The 12,849-nt window shown below is 39.1% G+C and carries 9 protein-coding genes; 7 read left to right on the top strand and 2 right to left on the bottom strand.

Translation table 11 applies throughout. The features are described from left to right. The first annotated feature begins 39 nt into the window (after nucleotides 1–39). A complete protein-coding gene (locus tag AC1M9E_RS04420; protein ID WP_092766024.1) occupies nucleotides 40–1,191 on the top strand; it encodes an OmpW/AlkL family protein in 1,152 nt (383 codons plus the stop codon). A 140-nt stretch (nucleotides 1,192–1,331) separates the two neighbouring features. Next, nucleotides 1,332–2,546 (top strand): MFS transporter, encoded by a 1,215-nt coding sequence (locus AC1M9E_RS04415; RefSeq protein WP_481588481.1) that lies wholly within the window; start codon nucleotides 1,332–1,334, stop codon nucleotides 2,544–2,546. Nucleotides 2,547–2,674: 128 nt separating this feature from the next. Here AC1M9E_RS04415 and AC1M9E_RS04410 read toward each other — a convergent pair whose 3' ends face one another. Continuing rightward, on the bottom strand, nucleotides 2,675–3,601 hold the full coding sequence (locus tag AC1M9E_RS04410) for a LysR substrate-binding domain-containing protein (RefSeq protein WP_481591323.1): 927 nt from the start codon (nucleotides 3,599–3,601) through the stop codon (nucleotides 2,675–2,677). Nucleotides 3,602–3,700: 99 nt separating this feature from the next. Between AC1M9E_RS04410 and AC1M9E_RS04405 the strand changes: the two genes are divergently transcribed. Then, a complete protein-coding gene (locus AC1M9E_RS04405; protein WP_481607065.1) occupies nucleotides 3,701–4,564 on the top strand; it encodes a pirin family protein in 864 nt (287 codons plus the stop codon). Between the two features lie 124 nt (nucleotides 4,565–4,688). Beyond that, complete coding sequence (gene chrA, locus AC1M9E_RS04400; protein ID WP_481607066.1) at nucleotides 4,689–5,894, top strand: chromate efflux transporter; 1,206 nt, start codon at nucleotides 4,689–4,691, stop codon at nucleotides 5,892–5,894. Nucleotides 5,895–5,965: 71 nt separating this feature from the next. Here the strand turns inward: chrA and sthA are convergent, their stop codons facing one another. Beyond that, the gene (sthA, locus tag AC1M9E_RS04395) at nucleotides 5,966–7,381 is read right to left on the bottom strand and encodes a Si-specific NAD(P)(+) transhydrogenase (RefSeq protein ID WP_035265673.1); all 1,416 of its coding nucleotides are present in this window, start codon (nucleotides 7,379–7,381) and stop codon (nucleotides 5,966–5,968) included. A 210-nt stretch (nucleotides 7,382–7,591) separates the two neighbouring features. Between sthA and lipA the strand changes: the two genes are divergently transcribed. The 3 genes from lipA (at nucleotide 7,592) to AC1M9E_RS04380 (ending at nucleotide 12,802) form a co-directional block, all read left to right on the top strand. Next, nucleotides 7,592–8,605 (top strand): lipoyl synthase, encoded by a 1,014-nt coding sequence (lipA, locus tag AC1M9E_RS04390; RefSeq protein WP_035265671.1) that lies wholly within the window; start codon nucleotides 7,592–7,594, stop codon nucleotides 8,603–8,605. 282 nt (nucleotides 8,606–8,887) lie between these two features. After that, entirely contained in the window at nucleotides 8,888–11,362 is a 2,475-nt protein-coding gene (locus AC1M9E_RS04385; RefSeq protein WP_481607067.1) for an acyl-CoA dehydrogenase, read from the top strand. 258 nt (nucleotides 11,363–11,620) lie between these two features. Then, nucleotides 11,621–12,802, top strand: coding sequence for a thiolase family protein (locus tag AC1M9E_RS04380; RefSeq protein WP_481607068.1), 1,182 nt, complete (start codon nucleotides 11,621–11,623; stop codon nucleotides 12,800–12,802). Nucleotides 12,803–12,849 lie beyond the last annotated feature (47 nt).

Genomic DNA, 12,849 nt, shown 5'->3' with positions numbered 1-12,849 from the left:
ATCACTCTTTATTTACAGTTTTGGACATGGAGTTCCATAATGAAAAAAAAACTAGCTTACTTAGTTGCATCTATCAGCGCGTTAAGTTTTCCAGTCTTCAGTTATGCAGATTCACCTTATTTTAGTTTAAAAGATGGCGATGGCTTTAAACGTTTTTCGGTTTCAGTGGGTGCATTACATGTAATGCCTCAGGGTAAAGCTCAACCGATTAATATTAACACCGCTGTACCAGAGGGTACCAAGTCTGAAGTTGGACGAATTTCAACATCTTCTGTACTAGGTGCTATTGATACTTCGACAGCAGATGGTGTTGATAAAAAACGTAAATTAGAGACACTTATAAACTCAGGTCTTGTTAGCCCATTAATCCTTGATGAAATCGATGGCGTAAAATATCTTAAGCCATCAGTTGGTGGCACTGCCGAAATTGATGGATTATCATCATGGACTGCTCAAGGGACAGGATTAGAAGCTGATGATGTCACTACCCTCGGAATCATGACTAATTACTTCTTTACAGATAATATTTCTTTAGAAGTCAAAGCAGGAATTCCACCTAAGGTTGATATTAAAGGTAAAGGGAATATATCAGCACCTCTCACAGGCTCAGTAGATCCTGGAAACGTCAATATCATTATTGCAGATATAGATGCAGGGAGTATTATTGGCGGCAATATTCCACTCAAACAAGATATCCAAGTAACAAATCTTGGAGCCCACGGTAAAGTCGCAGAAGCTCGTGCATGGACGCCAGCATTCGAATTCCAATACCATTTTGGTAAAACAGGCGTAAATAAATTTAGACCTTATGTAGGGCTTGGTTTGATGTATGCATACTTCAATGAATTGGAAATGAACTCCAACCTTGAAGCTGATCTAGTCGCTGCAGGTCATAAAATTGCGAACATCAAATTAGGTGAAGCTGGGAAAGCACTTGATGGAATTGAAAGTACTGCGAATCCTAAAGTTAAACTCGAAGCTAAAGATGCTTTCGCCCCTGTAGCTACTGCTGGTTTTACTTATGATTTCAATGATCGTTGGTTTGCAGTCGGATCAATTTCCTATGCGCATCTTAAAGGTGAAACAACAATTACCGTAAACGATGCTGAACTTGGTGAATTAATCAATGCAAAATCAGATATCGAAATTAATCCGATTCTGGGATATGCCGGTATTGGTTATCGATTCTAATTTCCATCAGTCTTCATAAAGCGGCCAAGTGCCGCTTTATTCATTCTAATAACTAAATTTTATTGATTGATAAATTTTTATTCTGTCGTCATGATGCTACTGATCTTTTAAAATTACAAAAAATGCTAAGCGGATTGACCATGTCAGAAACCAAATTTTCAAAACCCCTCATCTTTATGCTCATTGGGAGTGCTTTTATTTTGGCACTCTCCTTAGGTGTCAGACATGGATTTGGCTTGTATTTAGTTCCAATGAGTCATGAGTTTAATTGGAATCATCAAGTTTTCAGTTTAGCAATTGCCTTTCAAAATTTATTATGGGGTGCTGTTCAACCCTTTACGGGAGCGCTAGCAGATAAATATGGGAGTAAAAAAGTCGTTGCCGTAGGCGGCGCTTTATATGCGATTGGACTTGTGATGATGGCATTTAGCTCAACAGGGCTTCTCATCAATCTTAGTCTAGGTCTAATCATTGGTTTGGCTTTATCAGCTACTTCATTTTCTGTTTTGCTCTCTGCTGTCGGACGTGCAGCGCACCCAAGTCGACGTAGTATGGCTATGGGTATTGCCAGCGCAGCAGGCTCTTTTGGGCAATTTATTATGTTGCCAACCACACTTTTACTCTTACAAAATTTTGGTTGGTCATCGGCGCTACTCATCACAGCGATTTTAATTGCATTAATTGTACCCTTGGCTTGGATGCTAAAAGCTCCAATGTATCAAGCGCCTCAAGCAGTTGATGCGATTGCTAAACCTTCTTTAAGTTTTAAACAAATACTCATTGTTGCTAAAAACCACAAACCTTTTATCTGGTTGGCATTAGGATTTTTAGTTTGTGGATTTCAGGTCGTATTTTTGGGCATTCATTTGCCGGGTTATTTAACTGACCATGGTTTTAGCACCACCACTGGTACTATGTTTTTAGCCTTGGTTGGGCTATTTAATATTGTTGGAACTTACACTGCTGGTTGGCTGGGTGATAAATATTCCAAACCTAAATTGCTCATGTGGTTATATGGACTACGTGGCATCGCCATCATTTTATTCCTCGCATTGCCACTCTCGATCTTTACGATTTATAGTTTTGCCATCATTATGGGGTTGTTATGGTTATCAACCGTTCCTCTTACCAATGGTATTGTTGCCAATATGTTTGGGGTTAAGTATCTCACCATGCTAAGTGGAATTGTATTTTTTACTCACCAAGTCGGTTCATTTTTTGGAGGATGGTTGGGTGGCTTAAATCATGATATGACAGGCAATTACAATATTATTTGGATGATGTGTATTGCGCTCAGTATCTTCGGTGTATTCATTCATTTATTTGTTAATGAGGAGAATGTCGTCAATGACTAATCGCTTCAATCTGCTCAACATCAGCATATTCATCGGAGTCATCCTTCTGCTTAGTCTATCGATTACTTTGTGGATGAACACTCCTGATTTATTTACATATTTTAATCAAGCTTTTTGCGCACATTAATTCATATAATTTCATGGTTTTGACAGCTCAGTTTTTTAAATTCCTCAATCAAATAATCTAATAAACATCTCACGGCAGGCATCATGCCTTGTCGTGATGTATAGGCAACATGAATAACGCCACGTGGCAACTCCCATTCAGGGACTAATTCTACAAGAGTGCCTTGATTAAGCTCTTCATAAACAAACACTCTAGGTAATGATGCTATTCCAACACTGTTCAACACTGCAGATTTCATGGCAGCAAAATTATCAGTTTTGAGTCTTGGAAAGAATTCTACTTCTTGAAACTTATTAACTGTGTCAAATTTGGATTGAAATCTCCAAATCGATTTTGGGACATGAAAACCTATACTCGGAAGTTGTTCAAGGTTATCCAAATGGATAGGCTCATGAATCTGTTGAATTAATTCAGGCGTTGCCACTAACACATGTTGCCAAGCATCAAGCTCTCGTACAATCAAGTCGCTATCTTCAAGTGGTAAATTTCTCACCCTAACAGCCAAATCAATCCCCTCTTCTATGAGATCAATTTTACGATTTGTTGCGACCAGATGAACTTGAACACGTGGGTAATGTTGCATGAATTTAGCAATCATATTCCCCAATGGAAACTCAACCAAACCAATTGGACACGAGATTCGAATTAAACCTGAAGGCTCGCTCGACAAACTTTGCTCTACAAAATTTTCTGCCGCCTCCACTTGATCCAAAATCTTAATACAATATTCAAAAAATTCTTGACCAACTGCGGTTACGGCAAACTTTCGTGTATTTCGTTGCAATAATCTTACGTGTAAACGGTTTTCCAAATCTGAAATATGACGAGATAACTTAGATTTTGTAATACCTAAAGCTTCACTTGCCTTAGTAAAACCTTGATATTTAACGACTTGCACAAAATAGTAGTAATCATTTAAATTTTGCATAATTGTTTCATTTTTGGAATTATCTGTTGAGAGAATCGCCCTGTAATCTCATCAATATACCTCAATATCATGATTAGAACGATATATAGAGGAATACAAATGACACAAGTTCAGAAAGTCTATACCAGCGATCGAAGCACATGGGTGGGTGATGGTTTTCCAACAAACTCCATGTTACCCATGCATGAAATAGGAAATCATACCAGCCCATTCTTGGTAATGGGTTATACAGGTCAATATCGATTTTCTCCAAGTCACCACCAACGCGGTGTTGGTTTACACCCCCACCGTGGTTTTGAAACGGTGACGATTGTCTATGACGGCGAATTAGAGCATCGTGACTCAAAAGGCAATCATGGAAAAATTGGTCCAAACGAAGTGCAATGGATGACCGCAGGTAAAGGTATTCTGCATGAAGAACACCATTCGGAAGCTTTTGCAAAAACTGGCGGAGTTTTGGATATGGTTCAACTTTGGGTAAATCTACCAGAGCATGCCAAGATGACTGAGCCGAGATATCAGGAATTGACTGAGCAAAATATTCCTGAAGTTTTATCTCACGATGAGCAAACCAAGATTCGTGTTATTGCTGGTCAATATCAAATCGGCTCAACTGTTTATCAAGGACCAGCTCAAACATTTAGCAACATGAATGTTTATGACATTAGACTTAATCATGGAGCACGCCTTCCATTAAATCTTATGCCAAACTGGAATCATCTGATTTTCATCCTTGATGGAGAAGTTGAGATTGATGGTCAGATCTATACAGCCATGCAAACGCTTTATCTTGACCCAAAATCAACACAAGTCGAAATATTTGCTCATCGTACGGCGAAAATTCTTTGCTTAAGTGGTGAACCATTGAATGAACCCATTGTTGCCCACGGTCCTTTCGTCATGAATACTCAGGAAGAAATCGTGCAAGCATTTGATGATTTCAGAAATGGAAATTTTGCTTAATTTAACATCCACAAGCCTTATCATTTTCAAGATAAGGCTTACCCCTCCTCACTCCTTCATTAATTTCAAATACTTGTCATAATCGCCTATTAGACTTAGTTCAAAAACATCGTACGATTACTAAATGAAATCAGATAATTTTCCTAAAGTTAGCTTATCAGCACTATTTTTTATTTTTCTTAAATTAGGATGTATTTCATTTGGCGGTCCTGCAGCGCATTTAGTGTTATTTCATCGCACTTTTGTTGATCAACTCAAATGGTTAAGCTCTCATGAATATGGACAATTGGTCGCATTAGCGCAATTGTTGCCAGGTCCGACCAGTAGTCAAGTGGGGCTATCGATAGGATATTTATCCAAAGGATATTGGGGGGGCTTTATTGCTTGGTTAGGATTTACATTACCTGCCTTCATTCTAATGACTTCATTTGCTATTTTTGGTCAATATTTTTTTTCCGATGTACCTCTTGAACTCTTTCACGTCATCCATTTGATTGTAATAGCCGTCGTCATTTGGGCTTTTTTACAAATGTTCAAAAGCTTCTGTACTGAAATGTGGCAGTATGTCCTGATGCTGAGTTCTGCTTTTTTTATTTATTTTACACAGTGGAGCTATAGTCAAATTTTCTTAATTTTAGTGTCTGGATTCATTGGCTTAGCTTTTACAAAAAAAGGAAAATCTCAGCCATCACCTCGCTTAAAAACCACTCAGACATCTTCAAAATATCATTATCTCTGGCTCATCCTGTTTGTCGCTTTATTTATTTTTTTTCCTGCGCTGCAATTTATCTATTCATCAAGCTTGCTTAGAAATATAGAAAGCTTTTATCACACTGCTTCAATGGTTTTTGGGGGCGGTCATATCATCCTGCCACTCATGTATGAAGATTTTGTGCTTACTCAACACATCACTGCGGAACAATTTGACTTAGGCTATGCATTTGCTCAACTTATTCCAGGCCCTTTATTTAGCTTTGCAGGATACGTTGGCACATATTTAGGATTTAGCGCATCGCCTTTACTGAACGCTGCGATTGCAACCAGTATAATTTTCCTGCCCTCATTTCTGCTTATTTTCGGCACGCTCCCTTATTGGTCAAAATGGGTCAAAAACAAAAAGATTGCAGCAGCCGTCGCTGCTATTAATGCAGCGGTCATCGGATTATTACTCTGTTTAATTGCTCAAATGGCTGAAAAACATCTACACTCAATTTATGATTTTATTTTTATCGGCATTGTCATTCTTTTACTGAGATCAAAAATCCCTGTCATCATCTCTTTATTAGCGAGCTTTGTTAGCTATGGAGCTTTATTGTATTTTGTGATTTAAAGATCAAACTTAAATGCAAAAATAAAAAACTCGCAAGCCTGAACTTGCGAGTTTTTTGTCATCACGTTGCCTTAGAACAAGCGATTCATCCCGTTTAACGTTGCTACGCGATAAGCTTCAGCCATCGTTGGGTAGTTAAACGTTGTCTCAACAAAATACTTGATCGTGTTGTTCGGACTATTCATCACGGCTTGACCAATATGAATAATTTCAGAAGCATTATTACCGAAGCAATGCACACCTAAAATTTCTAAGGTTTCGCGATGGAACAAAATCTTTAACTCACCCACTGTATCTCCCGTGATTTGTGCACGAGCAAGGTGACGGAAAGACGCCTGACCAACTTCATAAGGAATTTTTTCTTCAGTTAATTCCTGCTCAGTTTTACCAATTGATGAAATCTCTGGAATGGTATAAATACCAGTAGGGATATCAACCACGGGTTGGATACCTTGTTCACCACTCATAATCGCGCCAGCACAGCGACCTTGGTCATATGCAGCTGAAGCTAGAGACGGCCAACCAATTACGTCACCCGCAGCATAAATATTTTCAACCTCAGTTTGATACTGCTCGTTCACTGATAGTTGTCCACGGCTGTTTGGTTTGATACCGACATTTTCCAAGCCAAGACCATCTGTATTACCAGATCGACCATTACACCATAGAATTGCATCAGCTTTAATTTTCTTGCCACTTTCAAGATGCAACACCACATGATCATCAAATGTTTCTAAGTGATCAATCTGCTCATTGTGGCGAATCAATACACCTTGTTCACGTAAGTGATATGACAATGCATCTGCAATTTCGTCATCTAAATAGCTCAATAATTTATGCTGAGTATTAATCAAATCAACTTTGTGATCTAAGCCAATAAAGATAGATGCATATTCACAGCCAATGACACCAGCGCCATAAATAATGATTTTTTGAATTGAAAAATCTAGATCTAAGATTTTGTCAGAATCAAACACACGTGGGTGATTAAAATCTAAAATTGAAGGACGATATGGACGACTACCTGTCGCAATCACCAACTGTTTAAAAATAATCGTTTCTTTCACACCTTCAGGCGTGAAAATCACCACCGTATTTTGATCTTGGATATAAGCACGACCGTGGAAAATATCAATGCGGTTACGGTCATAAAAACGCGAGTGTGTATCCACTTGCTGTTGGATCACTTTATGCGCATTACGAAGCACTTGCTTCATGGTGAATTGTTTCCAATCACCCACTTTTTGGAACATTGGATCACGTTGATAACGGATAATGCTAGAAACCGTTTGACGTAAAGCTTTACTTGGAATGGTTCCTACATGCGTACAGTTACCACCAAGTTGTTCACGCATATCAACTACTGCAACGCGCTTGCCTGATTTGGCAAGTTTCATTGCCGCACCTTCACCAGCAGGGCCTGAACCTAAAACGACTGCATCATATTTGACAAAGGTTCCACTCACGACCTCTTTCTTACGCGGCATTCAATGCTCCTATACAATTATCTCTTCATTTATCTAACTTATATTATGACTGAAAATGCATACATTTGCTGTATTTCAATACCATATATTGCTTGATAGCCACATTTATTTTATGAATATCGTTTTTGCCCAATTTATGCATAAATTCGCTATAATAAGAGACCTATTTTTAATATTTCCTCCCGTCACACATTAGTGGAATCGTTGAATATGTCAGAAAACCGTAAACCAGTACAGGGTGAAAAACTTCGTGGCGCTGAGAAAGTTGCACGTATTCCTGTAAAAGTGATTCCTACGGTTGAAGCACCTCGTAAACCAGACTGGATTCGCGTCAAAATGGCTGCACCAGAAGAGGTTCAACGCATTAAATCAACTTTACGTGAACAAAAATTACATACAGTGTGTGAAGAAGCTGCATGTCCAAATCTTCCTGAATGTTTTGGTGGTGGTACAGCAACTTTCATGATTATGGGTGACATTTGTACACGTCGTTGCCCATTTTGTGATGTGGCACATGGTCGTCCGAATGCATTAGACCCAGATGAACCACGCCACATGGCTGAGACAATTGCAAACTTAGGTTTGAAATACGCTGTCATAACATCTGTAGACCGTGATGATCTACTCGATGGTGGAGCGCAACACTTTGTTGATTGTATTAAAGAAGCGCGTGCTTTAAGTCCTAATACATTATTGGAAATTTTAGTACCTGATTTCCGTGGTCGTATGGATGTTGCATTACGCATCATGACGGAATGTCCTCCAGATGTGTTTAACCACAACATTGAAACCGTACCACGTTTATACAAAGCAATGCGTCCAGGTTCAGACTATCAACATTCCTTAAATCTTCTTAAAATGTTTAAAGAATACTGCCCAGATATTCCAACTAAATGTGGCTTGATGGTAGGTATTGGCGAAACTGAAGAAGAAGTTCTCGCACTTCTTGATGACCTCAAAGCACACGATGTTGACTACGTAACAATTGGTCAATATTTACAACCATCGAAAGAACATGCACCAATTGATCGCTTCGTCACACCTGAAGAGTTCGAACGCTATACAGCACATGGGCAAAAATTAGGCTTTAAAAATATTTGGGCTGCACCAATGGTACGTTCAAGTTATTTTGCTGATCGTCAATACTATGGCGAACCAGTACCAGCAGTTCGTCGTAAAGCTGATCCTGCAAAGAAAATTACTGTTCAAACAATCGAAGCATAATTCTTCTTACTTTAAAGCCCTCGTATGAGGGCTTTTTTGTTTGTGGTTTTTATAATTCTCAATTACTTATTGACACATTTCTTATCTCTCTTCTGCTTGAATTTTGAATATTTTTCAAACAATCTTATCCAATATAAGTATTAATATGCGTCCGTTTTAGAACTCAACGCTTTCGTTTCACATTTCATGATCCAATATCGCTGTAGATCTGATGTTTGTGCTTTGATTAAATTTACTGTGGGTATTGGCTCCATGACCAAATCATAAATGGAGCAGTTCATAATGTTTTTTATACTCAGTTTAATTATTCTATTTATAACACTCTGGGCTATTTTTTATTTCGAATTCTCAAGAACTTCTGGGGCTATCACACTCACAGTCGTATCTATTTTAGTTGCGTTGATCAGCCCTTGGTCGCTGATACTCGGTATTCCTTTTATCCTAATTTCATTGATTGTCAGTATTGATACGTTAAGGATGAAATTTATTACACAACCTGCCTATAAAGCTCTAGCCAATGCAATGCCAACAATGAGTAGTACCGAGCGTGAAGCATTAGATGCAGGAACCAGTTGGTGGGAAAAAGAATTATTTATGGGGGCACCAGACTGGAAGAAATTTGATCAGTATCCGTACCCCACACTGTCTGAAGAAGAACAATCATTTATCGATCATGAAGTCGAACAGCTCTGCCAGATGCTGGATGAATGGGATATTCACCATCATCGTAAAGACCTCCCTGAAGAAGTCTGGTCATTTATTAAATCCAAAGGTTTTCTGGGTTTAATTATCCCTAAAGAATACGGCGGTAAACAATTCAGCTCATTTGCGCAAAGCCGTATCATGAGTAAGATTGCCTCGCGCTCACTTACCACTGCTGTCAGTTGTATGGTGCCTAACTCTTTAGGTCCAGGAGAATTACTCTTACACTACGGTACTGAAGATCAAAAGAATCGTTATTTACCAGGTTTAGCAAAAGGTGAAGAAATTCCTTGTTTTGGTTTAACAAGCCCTGAAGCAGGTTCAGATGCAGGTGCAATTCCTGACACAGGTGTGGTTTGTTATGGTCAATTTGAAGGACAAGAAGTTCTTGGCCTAAAAATGAATTTTTCCAAACGTTGGATTACACTTGCCCCTGTTGCTACGGTGGTCGGTTTAGCTTTCAAATTATATGACCCTGAAGGTTTACTAGGTGATAAAAACAAAACTGAATACGGAATCACATGTGCCCTATTACCAGCTGATCATGAAGGTGTGATTGTAGGAGCACGCCATAATCCAGGTTCACCATTTATGAATGGTACCGTGGATGGTAAAGATGTCTTCATTCCGCTGGATTGGATTATTGGTGGTGTAGAAAATGCAGGTAAAGGCTGGCGTATGCTAATGGAATGTCTGGCAGTTGGCCGCGGTATTTCTCTTCCAGCATTATCAACAGCTGCTGGTGAAATGTGTTATTTAAATGTCGGCGCCTTTGCTCGTGTCCGTCAACAATTCAAAATTTCAGTCGGTAAATTCGAAGGTGTTCAAGAGGTTTCAAGTGATATCGCTAGCGATACCTATATGCTTGAAGCATTCCGTTACCTCGTCACTTGTGGCCTAAACCAAGGGGGTAAACCTGCAGTCATGACTGCAATGGCAAAATACTACGCAACAGAGACCATGCGTAAGATTGTTAATCATAGTATGGACATTGTGGGCGGGCGTGCTATTCAAATGGGTCCTCGTAACTTCTTGGCGCTCATGTACCAAGCGATCCCTGTTTCGATTACTGTTGAGGGTGCCAATATTCTGAGTCGTTCACTGATGATTTTTGGTCAAGGTTCGATGCGTTGTCATCCCTATTTATTTGAAGAATTACAACTTTTACAAGCCGAAAATAAAGATGCAGCATTAAAAGATTTTAATGACATTCTTTATAAGCATTTGGGGTATACATTTAATCGAACCGCTAAATCATTTGCTTATGGTTTTATAGGCGGATCAACAGAAGGCTCAGTAAAGGCTGATGATTTCAGTCGCCCTTACTACAAAACCATTAATCGTTTGAGTGCTAATTTTGCCTTAGTCGCAGATATGTGCTTAGGCCTCCTTGCAGGTGATATCAAACGCAAAGAAATGCTGTCTGGACGATTAGCAGATATGCATTCACACTTATTTATTGCGACTGCAATTCTTAAATTTTATGAAAATGGTCAACGTACTGAAGCTGAACAACTGCATGCTAAACTCGCACTTGAGAAAGCATTATATGCATCTCAAGAAGCGTTCTATGGTCTGTTTGATAACTTCCCTGTAAAAATTGCCGCAAGTTTAGTCAAACTTATTTGTTTCCCTTTTGGTCGTCCTATTACTCAACCATCGGATGCCTTGAAACTTAAATTAGGTGAACTAATTCTTCAGGAAAATGCTTTCCGCGATGAATTAAAAAAACATGTCTTCTATAGCACTGATCCCGATGATGTCAATGGACGCATGGAGTCTACATTCCAAATGTTGTTTCAAATTGAGGATTTATGGAATAAGTTTAAAAAGGCTGAATCTAAAGGCCAATTTAGAGGTCTGACTTTCGAAGAGCATATTGAATCTGCTCTTAAGGAGAATTTCATCACTCAAGCTGAAGCTGATCAGTTGCTTACGTATAACGCTAAACGTTTTGACAGTATGTTGACTGATGTTTTCGATACTGAACTTAACCAGAGTTTAGAACTTGAGAACCCTCACGCTCAGGCTCTGTCAAATTCTACACAATACTAGTCACTCAATTGCTTCTGAAAAAACGATCCTAAAGGGTCGTTTTTTATTTTTCATTCCACTTTTTATATTTCATTCCACTATGGTGTTATAGAAAACAACATCAAAATCAGCGAAATTAAATGAAAACAAAATAATGAATCTTTATTCATTTTTTATGATAATGTGATTACAACTAATAAAATAGCTGTCATTAAATTTTAAACATATGAAATTGACACGCATTTGAATCATATAAACTACAGGACAAGGATCAACGCTATGAGTCAAGAAATCGTATTAGTTGCAGGTAGCCGTACCGCTATGGGTAGCTTTCAGGGAGGACTTTCAAGCTTAACAGCCCCGCAACTTGGTGCTGAAGTCATTAAAGCCGTACTTGACCAATCTAAGCTTGCTGCAGACCAATTAGATGAAGTGATTATGGGCTGTGTTTTACCTGCGGGATTAAAACAAGGTCCTGCTCGTCAAGCGATGCGAATTGCAGGTGTACCAGATCATGTAGGTGCAACAACGATCAATAAAATCTGTGGGTCTGGCATGAAAGCCGTGATGCAAGCTGCAGATGCCATTAAAGCTGGCTCGGTAAATATTATCGTCGCTGGCGGAATGGAATCCATGTCGAATGCACCTTATCTCATGGACAAAGCACGCGCAGGTTACCGTATGGGACATGGCAAAGTGATTGATCACATGTTCCAAGAAGGTTTGGAAGATGCTGAAACTGGCTATTCAATGGGTATTCTTGCTCAAGAAATGGCAGATAAGAAAAACTACACACGTGAACAACAAGACGATTTCGCGATTCGCTCCTTAACTCGTGCTCAGAATGCGATTCAAAATAATTATTTCAAAGATGAAATCACCCCTGTTACAGTAAGTTCACGTAAAGGCGATGTCATCGTTGCCCAAGATGAAAATCCATTTACAGCAAAAATTGATAAAATTCCTACGCTACGCCCAGCATTTGCTAAAGACGGTACAATTACTGCAGCCAATGCCAGTTCAATTAGTGATGGTGCATCAGCATTTTTAGTGACTTCTGCTGAACTCGCAACAGCAAAGGGACTTTCAACTTTAGCAACGATTAAAGCTTACGCAACGCACTCTCAACACCCATCAGAATTTACCATCGCACCTGTTGGTGCAATAGAAAAAGTATTAAACAAAGCGGGTTGGACTGTTGAAGACGTGGATTTGTGGGAAATTAATGAAGCGTTTGCGATGGTGACCATGGCAGCGATCGATGCTTTTCATTTAGATCCTGAAAAAGTGAATATCCACGGTGGAGCTTGTGCACTCGGACATCCATTGGGGTCATCAGGTTCACGAATTATTTTGACTCTCATCCATGCACTAAAACGCTTAGGTAAAACAAAAGGTGTTGCCGCACTTTGCATTGGTGGTGGAGAAGCAACTGCGATTGCGATTGAAATCCCAGCTTAATATTTATGCTATAGCGCATCTCAAGATGCGCTTTTTTTATGAGGAAA

This window comes from Acinetobacter sp. 24-47-47, from assembly GCF_057737035.1.
The sequence above is the reverse complement of the archived record's forward strand: the minus strand, read 5'-3'. Positions and strand labels throughout refer to the sequence as shown.